This is a genomic window from Paenibacillus sp. J22P90, assembly GCF_059692195.1.
This window is the reverse complement of the sequence record NZ_JCAUAY010000019.1, coordinates 1-26,887: the sequence shown is the minus strand read 5'-3', so window position 1 is coordinate 26,887 and position 26,887 is coordinate 1. Positions and strand designations below refer to the sequence as shown.

The following is a 26,887-nucleotide window of genomic DNA, read 5'->3' as shown; positions in this document are numbered from 1 at the left end:
CGGACAAGGTCGAATAGCACAATTGGTTACATATCCCCCGCCAAATTTGAGCAGCTATACTACCAGCGGGTGGCTTAACTTAGTGACGTCCACTTTCTTGACAGAAGAGCATCTTTTGGCGTATTAAGAACAAATCGCTGCTTCATATCGCAAGGAGGCTCCGCTAACTGCCGATTCCTTCACTAATCCCAGCTGTTTAAAAACATGCAAAGACCTGTTCACTGTCATCGCGTTCAGCTGCGGATATGCATCGACCATCGCCGCGCAAATGTCTTTCACTGTGGTGAAGCTTTCTTGCTCATAAAGAAATACAAGCAACGCGCGCCGCTGCGGAGTGAGTGGGATATTTCTAGCCCGCATCCGCTGCAGCGCTTGATTCAGATCATGTTTGACCATTAGGGTGACCTCCTCTTATCATTATTTATAATTATTATAATATAATATTTATTATAATTTTATTGATAATGATTGTCAACAAACTCTCCGCAAGGAACCAGATGCCGCTCTCACCCCTACTCAAAAATGCAAAAACACACTTATTTTCAGTAAAAATGGCTGAATACAGATGAATGGATGCAAAAAGGCATCCTTTAGAGCCAAAAAGGTGCCCAAATGAGAAATGCGGCAGAAATAGTTGCCTATTCGCACGCATTTCAATTCGTGAAGTCATTTCAATTGAAAAGGATGCCTTTTCGCTTTTTCCGCGACGAACAAGCATCATAAAACGCAAAAAAAGAGGGTCTCCCCTCTTCATATGCTCTCCTAACACGTATGGCTCCCCGAATCCGTCGGATCCCAGCCATCCTCGCCTGCAAGAACATGCCGAGCCGTCAGCTCCTCCGCTTCCAGCACGTCCAACTCCGTAGCCCACTCAGCACGACCGCTCGTTACAGCGCCTGGCCCCCTACTGCCAAACTCCATGTACCTAACCTCATCGATCGGTTCCTGCTCATTCCAACGATCCCAGCCCGCAGCCTTAATATGCGGCCCTACCCAGCAATCCACAAACGCCACTTTCGCATAATTCCGCCACGGTCTACCTAAACCAACTGATTGCTCCGGCGCAGTCCCTGTCAGCTTGCATCCCAAAAACACGTACCCGAATGTAACCTCCTCGGGAGTAGACGCGGCCGTAATCCAACCTCGCCCCAAGGAGCAGATCTCGCAATCATCAAACACCGCTGTCGCCGATCCGAAAATAAAATCGATATCCCCCGCGATATAGCAGCGTTCATAATACTGCCTGACGGGACGTCTCGGCGCCCCCTCCTTCGGACCGCCAAAGCTGCCGCGATCTCGCGGCGTCGGTGGCAACGGGCCTGTAAACAGCGTGTCCTGGTGGCCGAGGAATCGGCAATCGCGAAAAGCGACGCAGTCCCCATCAACATAAGCAGCTAGCGCCTGACCAACAACGTCCCCGCTTCCCGCCTTATTTTCAAACGTGACACCTTCCACCGTCACATGATCTCCGCCTATGTAAACCGTGTAAGAATGAAACGTGTGATAAGGCTCCCCATTCGGAAACAACTTCTTCGCGTAATCGTCATACGTGACAACCGTCGTTTCCGCTCCTTCTCCGATCAAGCGAATCCACGGCTTATCGATCACCAACTTTTCTTTGTACACACCGTGTTTGATAGAAATGATCGTCGGCTCTTCCCGTCCCGCAGGTACTTGATCGACAGCCTCTTGAATGCGTAAGAAATCCCCGCTTCCATCGGCGGCAACTGTTATCATGACCTTCCACCCTTTCTTTAAAAGATGAAAGAGCAGGCACTAAGCCTGCTCCACTTCCACACCAAGCTTTATGAAATCGCCCAATGTCAGCGTTCGGAACTTTTCCTTCCATGGCGACAACGCGTGCAGTTCACCGTAGATCTCTTCAACTTTTTGCACACACACCGTTTGTACAATCCGTGCATATTCCAAGCAACCAGAATCCTGTATCAACCCTTTAACCACATCTTTACTCTCCGCGAATTGCGCAGCCGTGATCTCGTCATCGTAATAGGCTTTCACTGGCGAATAGCCTTCATCTTCCATGGAGAGTAGATACAGAATCGGCAGCGTCCGTTTCTTCGCCATTAAGTCACTTTTCTCATCGTAGCGAATGAGATCTCGCACATCATTTTGAATCTGGTGGAGCAGCCCCACACAATCGGCCATCTGATGCAGCTGTTCTATCGTTTCTTCCGTGCAGGCTGTATCGGTATAGCCCATGAAGCAAGCCAGACGGAATAAAGAACCCGATTTCTCTTGCGTCATCCACAAATATTCATCAACGGTAGTGACGGCATTAGTTACATCCTTATGTTGGCCGTTAATGGATCTAGCGACGATTTTGCTGACTGCTGTCAGCATCGTTCCGCTGGCATTCAGCCTTCCTAATTCACCAACCATGCCCATGAGCAGCGCTAGTACAGCATTCAAGGCACTGGCAGTGTCAACACGCATCCACGGCTTACTCTCACTATCCTGATCCTGCAGATCATCAACGATATCAAGGATAAGAACAACTAACTCCGTCAAAGCCGCACGACGATAGATGTCCGGTGAATTTCCGCCTACCATTGCGTGCGTGCACATCGTGAGATTGGACCACGAAAGACTCGAGCTTTCCATGTCAGACATGCAGGATCTCAGCAGTTCTTTTAAATCCTCATCAAACATAAACTCATCCATCATGTGTGCCATATGCTGATGAATATCCTGCATACCTAGCGCCTACTTTCAGGTATAGTATTTACTCTTGATAAACTTCTCCAAAGCCTCAGTCCTTGATTTCGCGCCCCACTTGTCATAAATCTTACGCAAATAATTGTCTACCGTCCGCTTGCTCATGAAAATCCGCTCCGCAATTTGTTCATGTGTAGCCCCTTTAACGAGCATATTCATCATGAGCACTTCTTCCTCTTGGAGCTCGCACTCTTCTCCAGCATCGGCTTCAGTCAATTGCATCTGGTTGAAAACAGAGAGTGGAATCATCGTATAGCCGTCTAAAATGCAATACACCATATTCTTGATCGTTCGCTCACTCGATTCTTTCGAGAGAACACCGCTTACCTTCATTTCAATAAGCTTATTGTAAATGCCCGCCAGCTCAATCCCTGTAAAAATAACAACATGGATCTGCGGATACAAATTCTTAAGCTGTGCAGCTACCTCTGTTCCTGTCTGATCGGGAAGTTGATAATCCAAAAACACGAGCCCAGGTTGATGCTCCCTCACATACTCCAAGCATTCCTTCGCGTTATTAACAACCCCGACAACCTCAATGCGATCTATTTCATCTAGCAGCGCCTTCGTCGCTCGCGCAAATAAAGGATGGTCATCGACCACTAATGTTTTGACGATCTCACTCATGCTGACAACACTTCCTCCGTCGGTATTGTAATAAGAATCTGGGTTCCTTCACCCGCTGCAGTCTCCAATGCAAAGCTTCCACCCACATGCAGCACGCGGCTTCGCATATAAGTAAGCCCCATACCGGAAGCAGCGATCTCAACGGCAACCTCTTCCTTCACTTGAAAGCCTACACCATCGTCCCGATAACTTAAATAAAAGAAGGGGCCATCCTCCCATAAATGAAAGCTAACGTTGGCTGCTTGTGAATGTTTCTTAGCGTTGTTAAGTAATTCCTGCACGATCCGAAAAATATGCCGTTTGGCCGATAAATCCTTGCCCTCAATATCAGAAATTTTCTCAGCTCGGAAAGAGATCTCGAATGGTGTCGTATACGATTCCTTCTCAACAAAAGTCTTCAAGGTTTGCCTCAAGCCTACCTCTTTCAACAGGTGAGGATTCAACTCAAAGCAGCTTTGACGTAAGCTAGCATTAATCATTTCCACAAAATTGATCAAGCTGTTTAGCTGTTCACGTTCCTCTTGGCGCACAGATGGTTTCTCTGCCAACGTCATTAATCTTCGTTTGAGGAAAAATAAATCCTGCATCGTTGTATCATGAAGATCGGTTGCAATCCGAACACGTTCCTCCTCCTGCAGCTCGAACATCACCTTCCTTAACCAGAGATGCTCTTCCTGCGGAAGATGGGAAACCATCTGCTGCAACCTGCCCGTCAGCTTACGAATCAGATACACATTCTCCATCCCTACTTCCAAATAGGAGGTAATCAGCTGCAGCCATTGCCATTCTTCCTTCGCAAGCCGTGTGTTCGTCTTCTTCCGTGTCACGATGAGATAGCTCGTGTACTCCTCATGGCAGTTCATTTCCATAAATGTATAGTAAGGATGCTCCAGCATAGCAGAGGAATTCACCAAACGCTGAATTTCCGCCGTGTCGATTTCACCTTCGCAAATGATTTCGATATCATTTTTATGCCGAAAAACAATTGCGCCCCCCGCCACTTGCAGCGTACCAACGATATCTACAAGGATGATATCCTTCAAATCGCGAAAACTGGAGATAGTACCCAGTGCCTTGGATATCTTTTTGAGCGCGGACTTCAACACGTATTTTCTCGGGAACAAATAAGGCTCTAGCCGCGTTGTCCAATATTCGGCTGCATACAACATAATCGATACTAGGAAGAGCGCGCCGCAGAAGATAAATAATAGTTGTTTACTATTCGTCTCCCCGCGAAAAATAAGCGCAAATGCCCCCGTAAACAAAATAACGGGCACCACCGCCATGAGGCAGGCAAACAAAACTCGCCGCACCACAAGGCCGATATCATATAACTGATCCGAAGCTATTAAATAGGAAAATGTAATCGGAAAAATGAGCAGCAATCCGCTCGTATAGATTGGATCCAATATCCAGTCGCCTATGATTAACTGAGGTAGAAAGGATAGACAGATAATAGGTAAAAACGAGATGAGCAAAGAGTAAAACACACTCTTAACAATCGCTGTTAGCGGCGTTTTTACTTTTCTGATTTTCAAAAACAAGGTTGATAAGAGAACTAAATTTAATGATATAACGATAATGAAGAATCCCATCGTAAAGGAACCGTCAAAGCGGTACACAAAAGCCATCGACGGAAAAAAATACAACCCTCTTGATAGAAAAGCTATAAAAGCGATGGTGTATAAGTATTTAAAGTGCCTTTTGGGTAGCTCCAAATCCCCTTTTTCCTTGAAGAATACAACTAGAAAATGTAGAAAAACAATCGGCAGCACCATCATCGAGCTGGCAATGATCAGCTTCCCGATCAAGTCTCCTCGTGTAGATGCGCTCAAACTCATAAAGATCATAGCTGCGCTAAGGAAAGAGAAAGCTAGCAAACGCGCGGATGGTGATCTGCTTTCCTTCACTAGCAGGAGCACACACATAAATAAACAGACGGATTCTTCGATTAAGGAAATGATGTCAAAGACAGATGAACTGCCTTTACTTAAATCTATCGTTTGTACGACACCCTCGCGCCCAATGACGATCGTATTGGCTTTACCTACAACATTCCACCTTTTTACGGTAGGAGACTCCTCTGTCGGCTTTCCATCGATGGAGATGACTCTATCACCTGACTGAATGTCATTGCTTATACTGTTCTTCTCAAAACTGCTAACTACCCACTCCCCTGGATGAGGGGACTTCAGATAAATTCCATTATATGAAAAATGGAAGGTAATATATGTACACCAAATCTGCAAAGCTATGATGACTGTGACGCACGAAATAACCCAAACTTTCCTCGCAATTTTCAATTAACTCTCCCCTAAATTCCAATATTTTGCTATAATACTGCATGTAAGCTAAAAGTCCTATGAGGAGCTGAAATTATGACCATCATCCAATTAAACCAAGAATTACAAAAATCCGTACATGCAGCCAAAAGAGCAGAATTGCGCCAGCAATCTGATTCCTTCATGGTTTCTCAGCCGCTGTCTACGCAAGAAGACGCTGCTATGATCAAAACTTTTTCAGCGTCTGCGATGATGAGAAAAAGTGATTCCGAGGTTCGTTCTATCTACTGGTGGTAGTCTAGTAGTCTTATTTTACCAAATAGAAAAAAGGATTGTATATTAGCTTCTGCTAATTATACAATCCTTTTTTTGTTTCGTATGCATGACCTTCGTACTACTCTATCAGAATTCAACCCTCTACGCCGTTCCGAAAGTGACGCCAAGCTCACGAAGCCGTTTGCGATAAGCAATACTCAAGCGGTCGCACTTCAAATGCAGCTCCGCTTGCAAGTCTAGCGGCAGCAGCTCCGGCTTCTGATTTTCAACCATGACTCGATCCTGCTCAATGAGCCGATCTTGGAATTGGATGAACACCTCGTCGGGCTCGTCATACGCATAATTTCTTTGCTTCAGCATATACGCTACACTCGTCTGCTCGGTTACTGGCAGCACCATCAGAAATAGTCGAAAGATGTGATCGGAGATGTCATCTCTTTTGGTTAAAGCTACACATAAAGGACCGAATACCTCATACACATAGCGACTATTCACGCCGCGCCCCGTCCCATCGGCATCAGGTTGATACACGATAATTTCTTCAGAGCGCAGAACGCCGTCCTCTTCCAACACATGATAATCATTAATTTCAGCAAAATCACGATCGCCCAGCAGGCCCTCATGCACGAACATGAGGTGGGATACATCGAGGAAATTTTCGATAATGCGTGGACCTGCCGCTTGCAACGTGTATGGCCCCATGAACACTTCCTTGAAGCCCTTTGGCACATAGGCACTCACTTTGGGCAGCGGCCCCGTAGGGGTCCCTAAGCACACCCAGATCAGACCATGCGCTTCTACACAGGAGTAAACGATAGCTTTAGCCTTAGAGGGTATCGCCTGATCCTTCGGTAAGGAAGGAATCTTTGTACATGTACCGCAGCCATTGTAAGACCAGCCATGATACGCGCACACGAGCTCATCGCCGCTTACTTTCCCTAGGGATAGCGGCACACCGCGATGAATGCACAAGTCTTTGAACGCGTGGACTCCTTGCGTGGTGCGGAATACCGCTACTTTTTCACCTAATACCATCACTGCTTCCGGTTGATCCGTGAGTGCTGACGATAACAACACCGGGTGCCACTCGTGAATTAATGCGATATCTTGTATTGTCATCGCCACTCACTTCCTTTATGCCTTATTTAGGAATTACACCTTTAATGCCCTTAACAAACCAAGTGGTGCCCAGGATTTCATCGTCTGTCATCTTTTTACCGGATTCAAAGCGAGTCTTACCATCTTGATCGATGATAGGCCCTTGGAACACCTCAAACGTACCATTCAAAATTTCCGCTTTTTTCTTCTCGACCAACGCCTTCACATCCGCAGGTACATTTTTGCCGAGTGGAGCAATGTCCGTAATGCCTTCTTTCATACTGCCGAAGTACGCTTCTGATTTCCAAGTGCCGTCCATGACGCTTTTCACCGTTTTCACGTAGTAAGGGCCCCAGTTCCATTTCGGGTTGGATATGTACGTATCGGGTGCGAATCTGCCCATATCGGAATCATTGCCGATGCCCCATACTTTACGTTCAGCAGCCGCTTGAATGCTTGCCGGTGAATCTTGGTACGCCGCCAGCACGTCCACGCCTTTATCCAATAGGGAGATCGCCGCTTGTTTCTCTGTAGCAGGATCGAACCACGTGTTGCTCCACACGACAGAAACATCAATATTCGGATTCACACTTTGCGCACCTAGCGTGAAAGCATTAATGGTATAAATCACTTCTGGAATCGGGAACGCGCCGACATAGCCCATGTGGTTGTTTTTCGTCATTTTCCCGGCAGCCATACCGACGAGGTAAGCACTTTGGTATTCACGCCCCATGTATGTCCCCATGTTAGGCAGCGTTTTGTAGCCTGTCGCGTGTAGGAACTTCACATTCGGATGCTTCTGAGCGACCGCATACATCGGATCCATATAGCCGAAGGATGTTCCGAAAATAATATCGTTTTTCTGAGCCAGCTCTTCAAAGACGCGCTCTGCGTCAGGGCCCTCTGGGATATTTTCAACCGTAGTCGCTTTAATGCCCAGCTCTTTCTCCAACATCAACCGACCTTGATCATGCTCAAATGTCCAACCGCCATCCCCCGGTACACCGATATAGACGAAAGCGACTCTCGGCAGCTTTTTCTCTGTTGTTGTCGCCGTGGAAGCAGCTGCCGAGGAGGCTGGAGCCGTGCTCGATTCTGTCGTGGAACTCTTTGTGGAGCAGGCGCTCAAAATAACTAACATAATAGCAGTGATGGACAGTATGATTTTTCTCATTCGCTTCTACCCCTCTCTTTTTATGGACAATCCGCATTTCTCTACTGCTCTGAAAATCCCCTCATACCCTGTGCACCTGCAAATGTTCCCGCAAAGTGCTTTCTCTGCCTCAGCCCTCGTTGGCGCTGGGTTCGTTTCCCACAACGCGGTTAAAGTGACAACCATGCCGGCGGTACAATAGCCGCACTGTAATCCTCCCTCCTCTAGCATCGCTTGTTGAATCGGATGCAGCTCTTCACCTGCTGATATCCCCTCAATCGTCGTGATTTCCTTGCCCGATGCTTGATACGCCATCAATAGACAGGAATTCACTGGTTGACCATTGAGCAAAATCATACAAGCACCGCAGCGCCCAACCTCGCAAGAAACCTTGGTGCCGGTCATCCCCAGGTCATCCCTTAAAATGGCTGACATCCTTTTGGACGCAGGAACCGGAATAGACACTGCCTGACCGTTAATGGTGCAATCGAGCACAAAAGATGTATTAATCAATGGCCTCCACCCCTTCTAACCAATCGATGGATTGCACGATGTTTTCTGGTGATATGGGCAGCTGATTCACCCAAATGCCTGTCGCTTGCCGCACCGCCGCCGTAATCGCGGGCGCTAAGCCAACAGATCCGATCTCTCCAACGCCGCGAGGTCCGAACGTATCCCCTTCGGGCAGCTCTTCGATCGCTTCCACTTGGATACTGAGCGGGCTATCGCTGAAGGTCGGAACGAGGTACGTATCTAAGTTATGCCTTACATACCGGCTGTCTTTCATGACAGCATCCTCGGTCAATGTGAAACCCAAGGCCATCACACTGCCGCCTTCAATTTGTCCTAGAAAGCCCATCGGATTAATCACAGGCCCTGCGGCAATGACGTGATCGGTTTGCAGCACCTTGACCCGTCCGGTCAACATGTTGACTTCCACCTCTACGACCACTGCTGCGTAGGAGTACAGATAGTGCGCCCCGACCCGCCCTTCGGGCGTCGTCGGGTAGTCGAATTCCGTATGCGCGAGGATCGGCGTAGCTAGCGCCGCAGTGGCCTCCGCATACGTGACAACCGGCTTCCCGGATTCATCACTCTTGTGATGAATCCCGCCTACGCCGGTTGCGAGCTCTGCGGCCGGAATGCCGCAGAGCAGCGAAGCCTGCTCCAGCAGCGCCAGCACGAAGGCTGGCTTCAGCCGCTGGAGCGCGCGCCACATCATCGTGGTGGCGCGTGAGGCCGTGCTCGACCCGCTGCTGGGCACGCGGTCGGTATCTCCGATGACGATACGGATGTCATCGGCGGCGCAGCCGAAGCAATCTTGCAGCATCAGCGTGAGCGCTGCATAGAGCCCTTGGCCGAACTCCTCGAAGCCGAAGGAGGCCTGGATCTTACCCTCCGGCGTCAGCTCGATGCGGCCGCCGGAGTGGTCTGGGATGCCGAGGCCGAGCCCGGCACCGTGCATCACCAGCGCAGCGCCGACGCCTCGGCGCAGCCATGGCTCTTGCTCTGGTTGGCGTGCGCTGCGCGCGCGCTTCTCCCAGAGCGGCGATTCCTGCGCCTTCGCCCACACCTGGGCGGCGCCCTCGGTAGCCACGATCTGCTGGCCCATCGGGCCCGGATCGTTCGGCTGGCGCAGGTTGAGCCTGCGCAGCTCCCACGCGTCCATGCCGAGCTTCTCGGCTAAGCGCTCGATTTGGCTCTCCACCGCAAAAATCACCTGATTGCCGCCAAACCCCCGAAACTCGCCGGACACACCGTTGTTCGTATAGACACTCTTTCCTTCTATATCCACATGTGGAATTCTGTAAGGCCCAATCGCATGCTCGGTTGCAAAATTGAGCACCTCGCAGCCCAATGTCGCGTAGGCTCCTGTATCTGATAAGATGCGCACCTGATGCGCGATCAGCTTTCCTTGTTGGTCAGTTCCTGTTTTCAGCGTGATCCGCATTGGATGACGTTTGATCCCAGAGATAACAGATTCGCGACGAGAATTGTGCATTTTGATCGGCATACCTGTCTTTAAGGCCATCATCGCCCCAAAAGGCTGCACATTCAGCTCATCCTTCCCCCCGAACGAACCGCCAATCGGGCTGGATACGACCCTGATTTGCTGTTCGGGGATGCCGAGGATTCGCGCTAGCTGGAAGCGATCCTTGTAGCCATGCTGAGTCGGCGAGTAAACCGTCAGCCGACCGTCAGCCTCAGGAATAAAAAGCCCGCCTTCCGTTTCCATATACGTGTGCATTTGCCGAGGTGTCCAATAGGTCTCTTCCACGATGTGAGCACAAGTATCGAAGACTTCGTCGATGTTCGTATCCCCTTGCTGCAAGGAGGTTTGATGCAGCAGATTCCCTTCTGGATGCAGCAGGACCGCTCCCGCTTCCAACGCGGTTTCTGGATTATCTACAAGAGGGAGCGGCTCATAAACGACCTCTATGAGACTAAGCGCATACTCCGCAATCTCCTCTGTATCTGCCGCAACGCATGCCACTGCATCCCCGATGTAACGAACACGATCCTTACACAGCACTGGCTGATGAGGAAAAGCAATCCCGAATAAATTCAACCCTGGCACATCATCAGCCGTTAAAACCGCACGCACGCCAGGCAATTGTTTCGCTTTGCTCGTGTCTATGGAAAGAATCCACGCATGCGGATATTGACTCCGCAGCATCTTGCCATGCAGCATGCCAGGGGCTGTTAAATCAGTGAGATAGCGGAGCTCCCCTGTCACCTTCTCTTTGCCGTCAGGTCTAATGATCCATTTCTTCGCATTACGATTGAGGAGCATCGGCTCCGCCTCCTTTGCGCCAAGCTTTGTAACACTCCGAAACGATCAGGTTCGCCGCTGTTTGTTTGCGATAAGCGACCCCGGCATAATCATCCGCCACAGCGTCGAAATCAGTCATTACACCCTTATGCAGCGTCTGCAAAACTGCCTTCGACAACGGCTTCCCGATCAACTCCGCTTCCAGATTTGAAAACCTCACCGGAACCGCATTGCCTCCACCTGCCGCTAAAGCGATGCGGGCAATCCTGCCATCTGCATGTAGGGAAAGCCTCCCCGCAACCGTGACCACCGATGGCGTAAACGCCTCTCTTCGCCCTACCTTGAGATAGAATTCATGGAGGGTCATCTTTTGTTCCGCCGCTTTCGTCTCCGTCTTCACCTTAATCCCTACCATTATCTCTTCAAAAGCCCCAGGCGATGCTGCAAGCCAATCCTTCAGGAAAACCGTTCGTTCATTCTGTCCATCTATGCATCTTATTTGAGCATCCATTACAAGCAAGGCAGGAATCAGATCGCCTGTACGCGTCATCACATTGCCGCCAATCGAGGCTAGATTGCGAATTGACGGTGCCGCGATCTCCGAGCAGGCTTGCACGAGAAGACTGCATTTCTGCCTGACCAGCTCGTTTTTCATTAAATCTGCTATGCTCAGGGCAGAGCCTATATGAACTTGACCTTGGGAAGTAACGGTTAATCCCGAAAGGGCAAGAATACGTCCAAGACTAATTAAATGCTGCGGCATCGGTGCGAGACCATTTTCCCAACGTGTGCGAAGCCAAGTGCCTCCAGCAACAATAACGGCATCTTCGCCCCATTTGCGCTTTAATTGGATCGCTTCCTCCACACTTGTCGGCTGCCATACAGAAGGCTGCTGCTCAGGCAGCTGATGGATTGGAACTGACATAGTCAACCCTCCTCAGAGATTCTCAATGACAACGTGCTTGTTATGCGTTCTGAGATTACCGCGAGAAGCCGGCTTGCTGCGGGGTGCCCGTGCGTCCGGGTTCGTACTCATTTGCGGAACGTGGTTCCGCTAACCTGCCTCAAATGCCCGTTTTCTTGCCTAAAATCTTAAAATAACGGATCCTCGTTCCGTATCTCCTGTCAAAAGCTCCAAATGTGCAAAATAGCGGAACGTCGTTCCGTTCACGGGCACTTGGCACTTGGCACTCGGCACTCAGTACCTTACACCTTGCCCTCCAAAATCTGCCCCTCATCGTCTATCGCTCTGATAAATTAGATTTACTATAATCAATATTCGAAATTAACGTCAACTAACCTAACATAATTTTGGTTTTTTATATAAAAAATAGCGCATCGTTCGTAACAATGCACTCTCCAGTTAAATTCATGTTATTTAATTTAACAAATAATTACCCTTAAAAATCTCTTTAGCCTCTTCAAATCGCTCAGCAGTATCAACATCCATAAATGCCAACGATTCCGCCTCAATAATCTGCCCCCAAAAAGCAGGTAAATGAAACAAAGCTCGCGCTCCAACATCGCCTTCCAACTTGGCAACTGCCGGCCACATCCCGCTCCCCAAAATAACAGGCGGCTTCGGAACTCCGCTATCCCCACTAGCTACGAAGTGATAACCTGCCTCTTGATTAAAGACATCAATTAAACACGCTATCATCGCGCCACTAATAAAAGGCTGATCCGCCAGCAGCACCATCGCACCGTCAGCCTCCAGCTCCATAGCTGCCTGAATACCAGCGCGAAGCGAATGTGCCATGCCCGATCCTGCATCCGGACATACGACAATTCGGCATCTGTTGCTCGCGAGCTGACTACAAGCCTCTTCTGGCAACCACGATAGCGCATCTCCTTCACGTACGACAACGACGATATGCGCAAACTCAGCGCAATTGACCGCCTTCAGCAGCGCAAGACTAGCAAGGCTGACGCCTTCTGCCAGCTCCAGCGACTGCTTCACAGTGCCCATACGCCGACTACTCCCTGCCGCCAAGTAGATGCCAACGATTTTTTTCTTCACTAGTTTTTCTGGTTTCTCTGCTCTCACTGGTTTCACCCGCTCCGCACTTACTTCGCTTAATGGCGATCAACTCCGCCACAATGGAAATCGCATTCTCGTACGCGCCCTCCGAGCCAATGTTTAAACCGATTGGCGCATGCAGCCAGTTAGGGCGCTCAAAGCCCTCCAGCATTTTCGCCGTACGCTCCTTGGAGCCCATAATGCCGAGGTAGTTCAAACGATAAGCCATAATGCCTTGGAAGAAGGCCGTATCCTTTTCGAATTGATGACTCATGATCACGACGTAGTCACGCTCATTCAGCGCAAGCTTTTCGACTAATGCTTCTGGAAAGGCGACCATCGTTTCTACCCCAGGGAACCGTTCAGCGTTACAGTAGGACTCGCGCCAATCCGCGACCACAACACGAAAGCCACTGCTCGCCGCCATTTGTACGAGTGGAATGGCATCAGCATTCGCTCCGAATACGATGACTCTTGGCTTTGGCATAAACAGCGTGCTCGTCGCGAAGCTCAGTGTCTCCCTCTGCTCTGCCCCTCCCGTTCCCCGCAGCGCATAAGTAATATCCGAATACCCATCCGTGTAGGTGCGAATTAGCTGGACAGCTTCACCGCGATCTAATGTACTTTTCACCAATAGAAGGTTAACCAACAGCTCTCCACTCAGCGGCTCCAGCAAAATACGAATCAACCCGCCGCACCCAATCGTCTCCCCCCACCCAAAGTCATCGGCAGGCCTCATGTCGTATTCGACCATTTGCGGCTTTTGTGATTCCCACACACCTGGCACGTAAGCAGCGAGATCCCCTTCTAAGCAGCCCGGTGAAATGCTCCCCAACGTACTGCCATCTGCCATTAACAGCATAACAGCTCCTTGCTTGCGATAAGCGTGGCCTTCCACATGAATCACTGTCGCCAATACACGTGCTTCCGTATTCCATTCCACTGCTTGCAAAATGTCATAGGCCTCCATCGCTCATCGCTCCTTCTTTTAGATATCTCACCTTGCCCCTTCAATCTTCTCACGTACGCATTCCCTTATCGCCTACCAGCCCATCGCTACCCCATCGCCACGCGGATCCGCCGCACCGCTCTTAAAGCCTTGCTCATCAATGACGATGCCCTGCGCTTGCCCCATAATCCCATCCCACGGCTTCACGGGCTCCACGCGATGTCCCCATTGCTTCAATCTTGTATATACCTCAGGTTCATGCCGATGCTCCAACTTAAGCGCGTCCCCATCCTCTCCCCAAGTACGCCCATATACCCAACGCGGAAGCGAAATGGCTTCTTGAATCGATAACCCATAATCCAATACCCCTGTGAGTATCGAAAGCTGCGTCTGCGGCTGACCTTCTCCACCTTGCGTGCCGAACAGCATATATGGCTTTCCTGCCTTGCTTACCATGGCGGGCATCAGCGTATGGAACGATCTTTTACGTGGCTCCAATACGTTTGCGCAAGCAGGATCAAGCGAGAAGAAAGAGCCGCGATTTTGCATAATAATGCCTGTATCACCAGGTACGTAAGCGGACCCGAAATCAAAATAGAGACTTTGGATAAAAGAAACCGAATTCCCGTCCTCATCCACAACGGCCGCATAGGCGGTATCTTGACCAATCGCTGGCGAGTAATGCTCACTCACTTGAAATGGATTTGCCTGAATCTCCTGCCAGAGCTCCTGTGCGTACGATTTCGACAGCAGTTTTTTAAGCGGTATCTCCCTAAAATGAGGGTCTGTCAAATAGTGATCGCGATCTTTGAACGCTTTTTTAATCACTTCCGTCATGAGATGATAAAAATTAGCCGATGCCCTTGGCACAGCTGCCAGATCAATATGTTCTAACATATTCATCATCATGAGCGCAGTGAACCCTTGCGAGTTCGGCGGCATTTGATAAATTTCATATCCCCGATACGTCGTCGAGAGAAGATTCACCCATTCTCCAGCAAAACTACGAAAATCACTTTCCTCAAGCAGCCCGCCATCCTGCTTCATGTGATCCACAATTGTCTGCATAAGTGAGCCTGTATAAAAAGCATCTCTGCCTTCTTGCTGAACCAGCCTCAGCGTTCTTGCCATATCGGGCTGAATGAGCCGATCGCCTTCCTTCAAGAGCTCGCCATCTCGCATATACAAAGCGCTAAGCTGCACAGAAGCCCGAATAAACAGCTCATCCTTTTGCATCCAAAACCGCAAATTACGAGAGATCGGGAACCCTCTTTCCGCATAGCCAATCGCCTCATCCAGAAGCTTCGACCACGGCAGCCTGCCGTGCTTTTCCCATACCTGCCACCATGCATCCACCATACCCGGGACTGTGATTGCGCTTAAAATGCCGCGCTGCGGAATTTTATCCATCCCTTGCTCGCTATAAAAATCAGGCGTAGCCTTCGCAGCCGACTTGCCGCTGCCATTAAAGCCGGTATACGCACCTGTTGCCGCATCATACATGAGGAAAAAAGCATCCCCCCCGAGCCCCGTCATATGCGGGTACACGACACCGAGGGTCGCACTGATCGCGATGGCTGCATCGAAGGCATTGCCTCCTTGCTGTAAAATCGCGCTCCCTACCGCAGTAGCTAAATAATGGGGCGTCGCAATCATAGCTCGCTCTGCTCGTGGCATGATGTTTCTCATGATTTATTCCTCCTGTTTAAGAGCATATACCGCTAGCGCAGCTTGCAGTGCCTTCCCTACCGAGATATCCACACCATGCCAATGCAATGTTGCTTCCAGCGCCCCGAGGACATGAAGCACATTCTTTTGATTACAGCTAAAACCCATCGTACCGATGCGCCAGATCTGTCCCTTCAATGGACCGAAGGAGGAGGCGATTTCAATGCCGAAGCTGTTCAACAGCATCGTGCGCACAGCTTCACCATCGACAGTGCTGGGAATCCGTATGCATGTCACGACTGGCAGCTTACACTTGGGATCCCCGTAAAGCGTTAACCCCATTGCTTGCAGGCCAGCAACCAAAGCTTCTTCGTGACGCTTGTGACGCAAGAAGCGCTCATCCAGACCTTCCTGCAGCACAATCCGCAAGCCTTCGCGCAGCGCGTACAGCATCGTCGTCGCTTCGGTATGGTGATTTAACCGCTTCGGACTCCAGTAGTCCTGCAGCATGCCGAGATCAAAATAGTTGCTCGCCACGGGTTTCACTGTCGCGATTGAGGCCCCCGTCTCCCGCAGTCCCCGCTCGATCGTTTTACGCCGCAGTACCTTCGCTTCGACACGATCGTTGTACGTAATCGGTGACATACCGGATGGGACAGATAAACATTTTTGCGTGCCGCCGATGACCGCATCCAGCTGCCATTCGTCTGTTTTCACGGGAACTCCGCCAATCGTGGCGACAGCATCCACGACGAGCAGGGCATCCGCTTGGCGACAAGCTGCCCCAATGCCATACATGGGCTGAATACAGCCCGTCGAAGTTTCCCCGTGCACCATGGCAACAATGGCTGGCTTCTCCCGCTCGATAGCTGTGATAATATCGACGGGGTCAAATATGGTGCCCCATTCCTTCTCAATAATTGTCACTTCAGCCCCGCAGCGCTCGGCAATTTCTACCAATAAATTTCCAAATCGTCCGTATATCGGAACAAGTACTTTATCTCCTGGCTCTATAATACTGACCAGCACAGCTTCTATACCTGAACGGGAAGTCCCATCAATCGGAAACGCCCATTGATTGTTCGTTTGAAACACCTCACGAAGCATCTCCATCGTTTCATTCATTAGCTCGGTAAACTCTGGATCAAACTGCCCCAGAATGGGATACGACATCGCGCGCAGCACCCTAGGGTCAACCTCAACAGGTCCCGGGGTCATAATCGTTCTAAGGGAGGGTGATAAATCTTTATAGGTTTTCATCTGCTTTTCCCCCGTAGCCGTATTGATATAACACATGAACGAGTGTTTGAAAGCCGACAATGAGATCCTCCGGCTTCGTGTACTCTTTGGGACTATGGCTGATGCCAGCCCGACTTGGCACAAAAATCATAGCCGACGGGCAGATTGGCCCGAACAACTGCGCGTCATGCCCAGCACCGCTTGGCATCCGAATATGCTCGTAGCCGTAGAGGTCGCAGGCCGCCTCAATCTCTGCCGATATTCCGCTATCCATCGCCACTGGTAGGGCATTCAAGTGCTCAACCATTTCTATATGAAGTCCTCTTCGCACGGCGATTTCCATGAACCGCGCTAGCAAATCCGCACGAAAAGCCTCTATCTTCCGTTCGTCAGTATGTCTAATATCTATCGTGAATTCGACTTCACCAGGCACCACATTCGAGGTTCCACGCTTTACCTCTAAGCGTCCTACGGTCGCTACCAAAGGCTCGCCTTCCACAAGTGCCATCTGCTCGGTGAGCGCGACCATTTCGGCTGCGCCAGCAAGCGCATCTTTGCGCATCGTCATCGGTGTCGTTCCTGCATGATTTGGCGTGCCCGTGACGACAGCAGTCATGCGAATTTGGCCGACAATGGCAGTTACGACGCCAATTTGCTTCTCTTTAAATTCAAGGACTGCCCCTTGCTCAATATGAATTTCAATATATGCGCCAATATCTGTTCGCATCGCAGGGAAAGGATGATTCTGCGAGGTTTCAAAGCCGGCTTGCTCCATCGCCTCAAGCAACGTCACCCCCTGCGGATCAGCCAGTCCGATGCCATCCGCTAGCGACAGCACGCCTGTCACATGACCGGAGCCCCAATATGCCAATGGAAAGCGACTTCCCTCTTCCTCGCAAAAGGAGACCATCTCCAATGTCCGTTTCGGTGTCCCGTAGACGGCCTTCAAATAGCCAAGCGCCATCATCGATGCGATGACGCCGTAGGCGCCATCGTATTTCCCGCCGTTTTTGACCGTATCCATATGGGATCCTGTGAGTATCGGCTTTAACGATGGATCTGAGCCCTGCAATTTGCCGTACACATTGCCGATTTCATCAAAATCTGCCTTCAGCCCCATGCTTTGCATATTGTCGATCAGCGCTAATTGCGCCTTGAGCCAAGGCTCCGCATATAAGAGGCGAGTCACGCCGCCAGCTGGATCGGCGCCGAAGGTCGCCAGCCAATCCAAGGCTAGCAGCATACGCTCCCCGTAGTGAGCTAGCAGTTCTTCCTGTGGGTGCCCTTTCATTTTAGCCATCCAGCCCGCCTCCGATCGATGCACTGTGCCGCAACCAAGCGCCATCTAACACTGCGCCAACTCCCGCGCCTCGTTCATACACCTTTACTCCCCGCAGAAACGTTGATTTCACTCTGCATCCGAACGTTTTGCCCACATAGGGACTCTGCTTATGGCGATACAGCAAATCACTCTCTTGCAGCGTATAGCTAGCAGCCAAATCCACCAAAGCTAGATCCGCGTCAGCACCTATCGCTATTTCCCCTTTGCGGGGATATAAGCCGAAGCGCTTCGCTGGCTCAAGTGAAAGCATGCGTGCGAGCTCTGTTAGCGGAATCCCTCTGCGGAGATGACCTTCGTGCAGCATGAGCTCGAGCGAGCTTTGCGCCCCTGAAATGCCGCCCCATGCGGCGAAAAAATCTCCCTGCTTCATGTGTTTAGGCGAAGGGGAGTGATCAGAAGCGATGATGTCGAACTGTCCTGCCGCAAGCTCTGTCCATAAACGTGCTTGATCTTCGGCTGTGCGTATCGGTGGCGCACATTTTGCAACAGGTCCTAGATGTTCGACCTCCACATCTGTGAGTGCCAAATAGTGCGGGCACGTTTCCACAGTTACGTCCACACCCTGTGCCTTCGCTTCTGCTATCACTTGTACCGCTTCTGCGGAAGAGATATGTACGAAGTGCAGCTTACAGCCTGTCTGCTTTGCATAGCCCAATGCTCGGTTGACAGCTTCCACTTCGGCAGCAATCGGCCGTGTCGCGATGAAGTCCAACGCGCTGCGCTTGCCCGCTTGCACAGCCTCAACAGCGAGCTTGGAGACGATTTCCTCGCTCTCGGCATGCAGCGCCAGCACCAGACCTAAACGCGCAATTTCTTTCATGCCGTTAACTAAATTCTCATCGTCCACTTCCGTGAAGATATCTTCTCCTTCTCCGCCTGGGCAGGACATGAAGGCTTTAAAACCAATCACACCAGCTTGTGCAAGCCCCTCCAGCTCGCCAATATTGCCGGGGACAAGTCCGCCCCACAGTGCATAATCTACGTAGGAGTTTCCTTCAGCCGCTCCTAACTTCATCGCTAACGCACTGAGCCGAACTGTAGGCGGAACCCCATTGAGCGGCATATCAATATAGGTTGTGCATCCTCCAGCAGCTAGCGAGGCCGAGCCTGTAAAGAACCCTTCCCAGTGACCAAGCGCGGGTTCGTTGAAATGAACATGTGCATCGATCATCCCAGGGAGAATCGTTAAGCCTTCAGCATCATAAACAGGCGTTTGCTCCGAGAAAATAAGGTTTTCGCCTAGTGCTGTAATTTTGCCGTCTCGTATCCCGATATCCAGCTGTCGACACTCATCTTGCAGAACCACAGTCCCTTTGCGAATAATAAGATCCCATCGATTCATTTAACAAACCCTCCCTCGGAAGCTCTCTGTCTGTTCGTGTGACGCTGGCAATTCCGGACTAACTCCCGCGATAGGTGTTATACCCCCAAGGTGCTATTAATAAAGGAACGTGATAATGCATTGTGCTAGCAGCAATACCGAAGCGAATCGGCACCTGATCTAGAAAAGCTGGCTCTGGCAGCTCCACGCCCTTTCCTCTAAAGTAATCGCCTACATGGAATAGAAGCTCATAAGTGCCTACGGTAAAATCCTCCCCACTCACCATCGGCCCTGGCAGCCTGCCATCTGTATTCGTAATGTCGGTGCGAACGAGCTCTAACACGCTGCCTTCGCGTTTGAACAAGTCAATCCTTACGCCTGCTGCTGGTCGACCGCTGCTAATATCCAGAACGTGCGATGTGATCCCTACGCTCCCTACACTCATAGGCCCTCCAGATCGCGCTTTGTCATCGAAAAGCCTTGGAAACCATACGGCGGTCTAGGCTCTGTAAATACTTTGCCTTCCCCAACGGACACATGCTCAAGAATCGTTTCCCACGTGCGATTGTTGGACTCGAAGCGAACTTCTTTGAGCTGCGGGAAGCGCAGCAGCGCACGTTGTCCAATGCGATAGATGAGGTTTTGGATCGATGGTGAATGCTGCTCATGGAATACGGTATGTGCAATGTCACGAATTTGCTCAGCGGCTACGTAACGACCTAGATCGGCATCGAAAGCATCCTCACCGGATTCATAGGTCCATGCAATGTCTAGAAAAATAAAGAGAGGTCGATCCGACGACTCCGGTAACGTCGTGTACTCATCTCGAACGAAGCCAGCGAACGAGCTTCCTTTGACTTTGATCAGTTTGAGGTCTGCAATGCCAGCGGAGTGGTCGACGACGACGATTTCGTCAGCAATGCGAACGAGTTCTACCGCAGCGGTGGGGTGTTCATTTTGTGAATAGCGATACACGAGATCTCCCACTTGGAGGCCGCTTGGCCCCGGAACTGGCAGGGTCTCAAATGCCACTTGGTCCGCACTCATTTTGATCCCCGTCATCCATGGATACTTCTCTAGGAATAGACGACTCGCAAAAGCCAAAAACCCCTCAGCCGTAGCCCCTTCATACTCACCTGCTTTGCGCAGAATGAAGTTCTTCATCGAATCCGTCGCCACGACGTTCGTGTTATCACCCTCGCTAAACGACGTGAACAGCTTCTCACCGCTTACCGCTACTTTAATGTTCATACCAAATAGTATATTGTCCCGCCCTGTGAAACCGGATTCCGGAATTAACGTGATATTCGTGAGCGGCTTGGCATAGGAACGATAGACCCAGACATCACCTTTGCCGTAGTACATGATTCTTTCTGCGCCGTTTGCTGGTGCCATTGCCTTCTCCTCCGTTTCATTCATCACGATATCTGCCAGACGAAAACGTCCGATTTTGCAAACCTCCTGCAAAGCCGTACGCAGTTCTACATCCTGCTGACCCTCGATCCGAAGGCGTAATGCCTCACGAATCGTTTCTTTGGTTTGACCCTTCACCGCCATGATAAAAGGGAACTGAAAGCGGTCCGTGTACTGTTTATTTAAAGAAAGGAACTGTTCGTATTCTTCAGGGGATAGCTGATTTAGACCGGCGCCTGACTGCTCCTGGACCGAGTGATCGGTCATCCGTACACGTGTACCCAAATCCGGATGCGCACGAAGCAGCGCCAACTGCTCTTCACGACTCGCTCGCTCAACCTCTTGTTCAAGCGCGCTAATCATGCTCTTGATGTCGGCAAATGGCCGCGATCCTGCAGCCCGTTCTGCCACCCAAGGCGAGTGCTCAAACAGCGGTCCAAACGCTAGAATAAACGCTTCTTGACTCATGTTATTGATATGCTTTCGCGTGTACTTCATCGCCTCGTCACCTCGATCTCTGCCTGAAATTCTACGCATTCTTTTCCAAGATTTGTTTCATTGTAAATGCGCTATCCCTATGGGTCAATTTATATGAAAGAAGTTTGTAATCTTTCATAACAACGTTAAGTTTTTTTGTATTTTTGCTAAAACCCTCAGTCCTTGCGGGATCGAGTAGCTTCCCAAAACGCAAAAAAGCCACCAGGACATCGAACCTCCCAGCGGCTTCCCTATTCAAAATCTCTGCTCCCGTATATAAGGCACACCCAGCGCCTCTGGCGCACCCGATGGCTTATTTTTATTCCGCCAACCGAGGAACATCAGCACCAGAATGGTGACGACGTACGGAATCATTTTAAGAAAGTAAGAAGGAATATGACTGCCGATCAGCTGCACACGGAATCCCAGGCTATCCAGCACGCCGAAGAAATACGCGCACACGAGGGCACGAATCGGATTCCATCTCGCGAAAATAATGAGCGCCACCGCAATCCACCCGCGTCCAGAGGTCATCCCCTCGTTCCAGGTCGGTGTGTACACCAGCAGCAAATCTGCCCCGCCAATCCCGATCAGCATCGAGCCCGCTATAATGCATAAGTAGCGAATCGCGATTACAGGAATCCCCATAACATCCGCTGTAGCCGGATTATCGCCAACTGCGCGAAGATGTAGCCCCCATGACGTGCGATGGATGAACAGGTGCATAGCCACCACGAGCACAAAGCTTAACCATGTAAACAAATCCAGATGAGCAAAAATACCACCAATCACCGGCACTGGCTCCAGCCACGGCATATCAAGCTTCGGCACCGCTCCCACAAGAGGCTGACCGCTCACCGGTTTTCCTAAATACGCGCTAAGCCCAGCGCCAAAAATCGTCATCGCCAACCCGCAAACCACCTGATTCGCATGCAGCGACACGCATAGAAATCCATGGAGTATCCCGAGAATTCCACTCACCGCTAGCACACATAGAATCGCCAGCACTAAACTTCCCGTATGTATGAACACGAGACACGAAGTCACCGCGCCCATTAACATCAAGCCTTCAGCGCCTAGCTGCATGATGCCGGATCTTTCAATCAAAATGCCGCCCAATACGGCTAGAAGCAACGGTGTACCCGAAGAGATTGCCGAAACAATGATTTGTGTGATCGTATCCATCTCTTGCACCCCCTTTTCCAACCGTTTATTAACACCGTTAACTACCTAGTCATCCCCGCACAATCAGCAGATACCGCCCCCATCAGCTATTCCGACGAATACGAAACTTCCCTGCCATCCCCCCAGCAATGAGGAAAAACAGAATCGCCCCTTGAATCATCGAAGAAATCGACGAGGGAAGCCCAATCGTTTGCACACTATACCCACCTACAATGAGACCTCCAAAAAGCACTGAAGCCACCACAAGCCCAATCGGATTTAGCTTCGCCAGCCAAGCCACAATAATAGCCGTGTACCCATACCCGGGAGAAATCCCATACATCAGTCGGTGCGCCACACCAGATACTTCGCCCATGCCAGCAAGCCCCGCCAATCCGCCGCTAATCACCATCACCAGCAGCACATGTTTGGAAATGCGAATGCCCGCATTCTTAGCAGCCTCACTATTAGCACCGATCAAGCGCAGCTCATAGCCCCACCGTGTATACCGGATAACGAAGGCATAGATCAGCACAGCGATAATGGCAAAAATCAACCCTACATGCAGCCTCGTCGCACCAAAGGTCGGTAAAGACTGCGCAGCTGTGAACATGGGAGATCCAGGGAAGTTAAAGCCTTTTGGATCTTTCCATGGCCCGAATACCACATAGTTCAGCGCGAGCAGCGCCACATAATTCAGCATCAAGGAAGTAATTAATTCGTTTACCTGAAAAAAGTTCCGCGGAATTGCCGTCAGCAATCCCCAGAAGCCGCCGGCCACGATGCCCGCGACCATCATTGCTGGAATCGCCAGATACACCGGCAGATGTGGAAAATACACCGTAATCGCGGTCGCCGCCATCGCCCCTGCCACGAACTGTCCTTCCGCCCCAATGTTCCACACGGAGATGCGGTAAGCAATCGACACGCCCAGCCCGCAAAGCAGCAAAGGAATCGCCTTCACCAGCGTTTCTGTTAATCCAAAGGTGGAGCCGAAGGCCCCCTTCACCATTTTCCCGTATACCACGAAGGGATTCATCCCATTCAGCGCGATAAAAATCCCACAAGCCACCAACGCCAATACGATAGCGATGATCGTTACCCACCAAGGGCTATTCGCCCCTGCGGGATCGATTTCCAAACGGTACGGCAAGCGGAACCCTGCTCGGCGCCCAATCACTTTCTTTTCAATCGGAATGCTGCCTGCTGTTCGTTGCTCACTCATCCTGCATCCTCCTCCGATCCCGCCATCAGCATACCGATATGTTCGCGGCTCGCCGCTTCCCTCGGGATATCCCCCACAATGCGGCCATCGTACATCACGAGAATACGGTCAGCCAGCTGCAGCACTTCATCCAAATCCTCCGAAATGAGCAAAACACCACGCCCCTTACTGCGCAAATCCTCCAACAGTTGATACACGCCCTCCGAAGCACCCACATCAAGGCCTTGTGTCGGATGCACCGCAATCATTAGCTTCGGCCCTTGATCAATCTCCCTGGCAAAAAGCAGCTTCTGCTGATTCCCACCCGACATAAATTGAACAGGCGAATCGATTCCCGACGTTTTCACATCGAACATCTCCACCAACCGCTGCGACCAACTCCGATTGCTCCCCGTCCGCAGCAAACCGAACCGTGACCGTTCCGACGAACGATACGTTTTAAACAAGAGATTGTCTACCGAGTCTAGGCTTCCCGCAAGTCCGCTGCGCATCCGATTCTCCGGCACATGCCCGATCCCCAGCTCAATCGCCGTCCGCACCGAACCACCCCGCATAGCCTTCCCATCAAAAAGCACATCCCCCTGCTTCCACGCGCGTAACCCCGTCAGCACTTCCGCCAGCTCCTTCTGCCCGTTCCCGGAGACGCCAGCCACACCAACAATTTCCCCTTCGTTAACCTGAAAATGAAGCCCATCCAGCACCTTGCGTCCGTGGTCCGCATAGACATCAAGACCTTTCACCGTGAGCATCGGCTTGCCGATCGCTCTCGCTTGCAGCGGTGCGCGGCTTTCCAGCTTATCCTTGCCCACCATCAACTGCGCCAGCTCACGTTCGCTCGTTTCCGATTTCGCCATCGTCGCAATCATCTTGCCCTTGCGCATGACTGAGATATGATCCGCCGCGAACATGACCTCTTTGAGCTTATGCGTCGTCATAATGACCGTCTTGCCTTCCTTTTTCATCCGGTCCAGCGTCTCAAAAAGCTGCTCAACCTCTCCCGGCGTCAACACTGAGGTTGGCTCATCCAAAATAATAAAATCCGCTCCCCGATAGAGCGTCTTTACAATTTCCACTCGCTGCTGCTCGCCAACGGATAGCTGCCAGATGGGCCGATCCACCGGGAACAGCAGCCCAAAATGCTTCGAAATCGCTTCGATTTCCTCCGATTTCTTCGCCAACCAGCCCGGTCCGCGCCAGAAAGAGCCAGCCTCCCCGAGCACAATATTCTCCGCGGCTGTCAGGGTTTGCACGAGGCGGAAGTTTTGAAAAACCATACCGATGCCCAGCTTCATCGCATCCTTCGGCGAGCGAATACGCACCTTTTCGCCATGTATGTAAATCTCCCCGCTCGTAGGGCGATACACGCCGGACAGCATGCACATCATCGTGCTTTTGCCAGCGCCATTTTCGCCTAGCAGCGCATGAATTTCCCCAGACCTCGCTCGGAAATCTACCTCATCATTCGCCAGCACAGAACCAAACTGCTTGACGATTTGGACCATCTCGACAGCATCCTTCACTTGTGTAAGCATAGGTCCTCGACCTCCCATCTTTATAAGCAAAAAAACAGCATCTCCCCACTAGGGATTTGCTGTTTCAGGAAAACGATATGACCGATCTGAAGTTTATCCCTCTTTCATCACTATACGGTCCGCCTAACTTTAGCGTCAATAAACATGACATAAAGTTTGGTAGGGTAACGAAAAGAGGCGCAAGCTTTGTGCTTAGCGCCAAATTTAGGTGAGCTTAGATTACGTGGATAGAAAAATACCACCATATACAAACCCTGCAAGAATGACAAAAGCAGGATGAATCTTACGCATTTGAATCAAATAAAAGGCTACCGCCGCGATTCCGAAAAACTGCAGGTATCCGATCGCTTTCGTAGACTCCACCAAGCTGCTCCATGTGATCAGCACCATCATGATCGCAATCACGGGCTGCACCAGCAGCGTCATGCCTTTAATCACAGGGGATTGCTTGTATTTCTGCAGCATATTCAGCAAAATAATCAGTGCAATAATCGACGGCACCACTGTTGCCGCCACTGCAATCAGCACGCCGATCCAGCCGCCGATTTGGTAGCCGACGTATGCGGCAATTTTCGTCGCAATCGGCCCAGGCAGCGCATTCCCCAGTGCGAGCATATTTGAAAATTCACTGCTGTTCATCCAGCTGTGATTCGTCACGATCTCCTGAAACATCAGCGGAATAGACGAAGGTCCGCCGCCGTAACCGAAAACATTGGCAAGAAAAAAACTAACGAGCAAATGCCACCAATCCATCATACGCCATCACCTTTGCCAAGCGTCTTCTTGCTTTTCGACCACTTGTCCTTTAGCTTATGATGAAAAGCTCCGTATATAAGAAACATGAATATCACAATAGCTGGATGCACCGATAATGGTTGTAGTAGTAGGAATGCTATGATGAAAAAGGTAATCCCCGCCGGCCAGCCTAGCCCTTTGATCGCTTTCTCGCCGAACTCATACGCCATCACGCCTAACATGACCGCAACGATCGGCACCACCGCTGCAATCATCCCCTTAATCACCTGCGATGTACTGAAAAACGTAATAAACGAGTACAACCCCACCATCGCCACACAAGTAGGCAGGATATGAGCCATTACGCCGAGCAGTGCTCCCCAGCTCCCTTTAAGCCGATAACCTAGATAGCCTGCCAACTTGGTCGCAATCGGTCCCGGCAGCGTATTCGCGATCGCGAGCACCTCCATGAACTCCTCATCCTTCATCCATTTAAAACGCGTCACCGCTTCATACCGAATTAATGGCACAATCGACGGCCCGCCGCCATACCCCAAAATGCCAGTCCGGAACATCGCCATTCCTATCTGAACATAGGCGTTCTCCACTATGTATCACTCCCCAAAAAGTTAACTAAGCTTTATTGTATTATAAAATGAACCCATTATTAGCATTCAACTTAAATTTTTGTGAAAATGACGAAAACAAACACAAAAAAACCTCACCTAGAACAAACCAGGTAAGGTTCTTTCAATTGCTTGGCAACGTTCTACTCTCCCAGAACCCTGCGGTTCAAGTACCATCGACGCTGGAGGGCTTAACGGTCGTGTTCGAGATGGGAACGCGTGGGTCCCCTC

At 50.6% G+C, this 26,887-nt stretch carries 24 protein-coding genes and 1 rRNA gene; 1 reads left to right on the top strand and 24 read right to left on the bottom strand.

Going from position 1 to position 26,887, the window contains the following annotated elements; translation table 11 throughout:
* Positions 1 to 123: 123 nt before the first annotated feature.
* The 5 genes from AC58UX_RS32045 to AC58UX_RS32025 all read right to left on the bottom strand — a co-directional run bounded on the left by AC58UX_RS32045 (position 124) and on the right by AC58UX_RS32025 (position 5,666).
* Entirely contained in the window at positions 124 to 396 is a 273-nt protein-coding gene (locus AC58UX_RS32045; RefSeq protein ID WP_497260089.1) for a Fur family transcriptional regulator, read from the bottom strand.
* Positions 397 to 762: 366 nt separating this feature from the next.
* On the bottom strand, positions 763 to 1,737 hold the full coding sequence (locus AC58UX_RS32040; RefSeq protein ID WP_497260088.1) for a pectinesterase family protein: 975 nt from the start codon (positions 1,735 to 1,737) through the stop codon (positions 763 to 765).
* A 39-nt stretch (positions 1,738 to 1,776) separates the two neighbouring features.
* Positions 1,777 to 2,715 (bottom strand): polyprenyl synthetase family protein, encoded by a 939-nt coding sequence (locus AC58UX_RS32035; protein ID WP_497260087.1) that lies wholly within the window; start codon positions 2,713 to 2,715, stop codon positions 1,777 to 1,779.
* A 15-nt stretch (positions 2,716 to 2,730) separates the two neighbouring features.
* Positions 2,731 to 3,363, bottom strand: a complete 633-nt coding sequence (locus AC58UX_RS32030; RefSeq protein WP_497260086.1) for a response regulator — start codon at positions 3,361 to 3,363, stop codon at positions 2,731 to 2,733.
* On the bottom strand, positions 3,360 to 5,666 hold the full coding sequence (locus AC58UX_RS32025; RefSeq protein WP_497260085.1) for an ATP-binding protein: 2,307 nt from the start codon (positions 5,664 to 5,666) through the stop codon (positions 3,360 to 3,362). The genes AC58UX_RS32030 and AC58UX_RS32025 overlap by 4 nt, the downstream gene beginning before the upstream one ends.
* Positions 5,667 to 5,741: 75 nt before the next feature.
* Here AC58UX_RS32025 and AC58UX_RS32020 point away from each other — a divergent pair, with 75 nt between their 5' ends.
* Positions 5,742 to 5,942 carry a hypothetical protein gene (locus AC58UX_RS32020; RefSeq protein ID WP_497260084.1) on the top strand — a complete coding sequence of 67 codons (201 nt, stop codon included), beginning with the start codon at positions 5,742 to 5,744 and terminating at the stop codon, positions 5,940 to 5,942.
* Between the two features lie 120 nt (positions 5,943 to 6,062).
* Here the strand turns inward: AC58UX_RS32020 and AC58UX_RS32015 are convergent, their stop codons facing one another.
* From AC58UX_RS32015 to rrf, 19 genes are all read right to left on the bottom strand, one after another.
* Entirely contained in the window at positions 6,063 to 7,040 is a 978-nt protein-coding gene (locus AC58UX_RS32015) for an aromatic ring-hydroxylating dioxygenase subunit alpha (protein ID WP_497260083.1), read from the bottom strand.
* Between the two features lie 22 nt (positions 7,041 to 7,062).
* The gene (locus tag AC58UX_RS32010) at positions 7,063 to 8,193 is read right to left on the bottom strand and encodes a BMP family ABC transporter substrate-binding protein (protein ID WP_497260082.1); all 1,131 of its coding nucleotides are present in this window, start codon (positions 8,191 to 8,193) and stop codon (positions 7,063 to 7,065) included.
* Positions 8,194 to 8,199: 6 nt separating this feature from the next.
* On the bottom strand, positions 8,200 to 8,685 hold the full coding sequence (locus AC58UX_RS32005; protein ID WP_497260081.1) for a (2Fe-2S)-binding protein: 486 nt from the start codon (positions 8,683 to 8,685) through the stop codon (positions 8,200 to 8,202).
* Complete coding sequence (pucD, locus tag AC58UX_RS32000; RefSeq protein ID WP_497260080.1) at positions 8,678 to 10,966, bottom strand: xanthine dehydrogenase subunit D; 2,289 nt, start codon at positions 10,964 to 10,966, stop codon at positions 8,678 to 8,680. Before pucD ends, AC58UX_RS32005 begins: the two co-directional genes overlap by 8 nt.
* Entirely contained in the window at positions 10,950 to 11,870 is a 921-nt protein-coding gene (locus AC58UX_RS31995; RefSeq protein ID WP_497260079.1) for an FAD binding domain-containing protein, read from the bottom strand. Before AC58UX_RS31995 ends, pucD begins: the two co-directional genes overlap by 17 nt.
* Positions 11,871 to 12,323: 453 nt before the next feature.
* Positions 12,324 to 12,914, bottom strand: coding sequence for a nucleotidyltransferase family protein (locus AC58UX_RS31990; RefSeq protein ID WP_497260078.1), 591 nt, complete (start codon positions 12,912 to 12,914; stop codon positions 12,324 to 12,326).
* A 7-nt stretch (positions 12,915 to 12,921) separates the two neighbouring features.
* Positions 12,922 to 13,935, bottom strand: coding sequence for an XdhC family protein (locus AC58UX_RS31985; RefSeq protein WP_497260077.1), 1,014 nt, complete (start codon positions 13,933 to 13,935; stop codon positions 12,922 to 12,924).
* A 72-nt stretch (positions 13,936 to 14,007) separates the two neighbouring features.
* The gene (ggt, locus tag AC58UX_RS31980; protein WP_497260076.1) at positions 14,008 to 15,603 is read right to left on the bottom strand and encodes a gamma-glutamyltransferase; all 1,596 of its coding nucleotides are present in this window, start codon (positions 15,601 to 15,603) and stop codon (positions 14,008 to 14,010) included.
* A gap of 3 nt (positions 15,604 to 15,606) precedes the next feature.
* Positions 15,607 to 16,842, bottom strand: a complete 1,236-nt coding sequence (locus AC58UX_RS31975; RefSeq protein WP_497260075.1) for a pyridoxal-phosphate-dependent aminotransferase family protein — start codon at positions 16,840 to 16,842, stop codon at positions 15,607 to 15,609.
* Entirely contained in the window at positions 16,829 to 18,121 is a 1,293-nt protein-coding gene (locus AC58UX_RS31970) for a Zn-dependent hydrolase (RefSeq protein ID WP_497260074.1), read from the bottom strand. Before AC58UX_RS31970 ends, AC58UX_RS31975 begins: the two co-directional genes overlap by 14 nt.
* Positions 18,114 to 19,505 carry an allantoinase AllB gene (allB, locus tag AC58UX_RS31965; protein ID WP_497260073.1) on the bottom strand — a complete coding sequence of 464 codons (1,392 nt, stop codon included), beginning with the start codon at positions 19,503 to 19,505 and terminating at the stop codon, positions 18,114 to 18,116. Before allB ends, AC58UX_RS31970 begins: the two co-directional genes overlap by 8 nt.
* Positions 19,506 to 19,563: 58 nt before the next feature.
* Positions 19,564 to 19,929, bottom strand: a complete 366-nt coding sequence (uraH, locus tag AC58UX_RS31960) for a hydroxyisourate hydrolase (RefSeq protein ID WP_497260072.1) — start codon at positions 19,927 to 19,929, stop codon at positions 19,564 to 19,566.
* The gene (gene pucL, locus AC58UX_RS31955) at positions 19,926 to 21,395 is read right to left on the bottom strand and encodes a factor-independent urate hydroxylase (RefSeq protein ID WP_497260071.1); all 1,470 of its coding nucleotides are present in this window, start codon (positions 21,393 to 21,395) and stop codon (positions 19,926 to 19,928) included. The genes uraH and pucL overlap by 4 nt, the downstream gene beginning before the upstream one ends.
* A 234-nt stretch (positions 21,396 to 21,629) precedes the next feature.
* Positions 21,630 to 22,559: an ABC transporter permease gene (locus tag AC58UX_RS31950; RefSeq protein WP_497260070.1), complete on the bottom strand. Its 930-nt coding sequence runs from the start codon at positions 22,557 to 22,559 to the stop codon at positions 21,630 to 21,632.
* A gap of 82 nt (positions 22,560 to 22,641) precedes the next feature.
* A complete protein-coding gene (locus AC58UX_RS31945) occupies positions 22,642 to 23,763 on the bottom strand; it encodes an ABC transporter permease (protein ID WP_497260069.1) in 1,122 nt (373 codons plus the stop codon).
* The gene (locus AC58UX_RS31940) at positions 23,760 to 25,295 is read right to left on the bottom strand and encodes an ABC transporter ATP-binding protein (RefSeq protein WP_497260068.1); all 1,536 of its coding nucleotides are present in this window, start codon (positions 25,293 to 25,295) and stop codon (positions 23,760 to 23,762) included. The genes AC58UX_RS31945 and AC58UX_RS31940 overlap by 4 nt, the downstream gene beginning before the upstream one ends.
* 219 nt (positions 25,296 to 25,514) lie before the next feature.
* Positions 25,515 to 26,051, bottom strand: coding sequence for a chromate efflux transporter ChrA (gene chrA, locus AC58UX_RS31935; RefSeq protein ID WP_497260067.1), 537 nt, complete (start codon positions 26,049 to 26,051; stop codon positions 25,515 to 25,517).
* The gene (gene chrB, locus AC58UX_RS31930) at positions 26,048 to 26,638 is read right to left on the bottom strand and encodes a chromate efflux transporter ChrB (RefSeq protein ID WP_497260066.1); all 591 of its coding nucleotides are present in this window, start codon (positions 26,636 to 26,638) and stop codon (positions 26,048 to 26,050) included. Before chrB ends, chrA begins: the two co-directional genes overlap by 4 nt.
* A gap of 148 nt (positions 26,639 to 26,786) precedes the next feature.
* Positions 26,787 to 26,887 (bottom strand): 5S ribosomal RNA (rrf, locus tag AC58UX_RS31925); the annotation flags it as partial.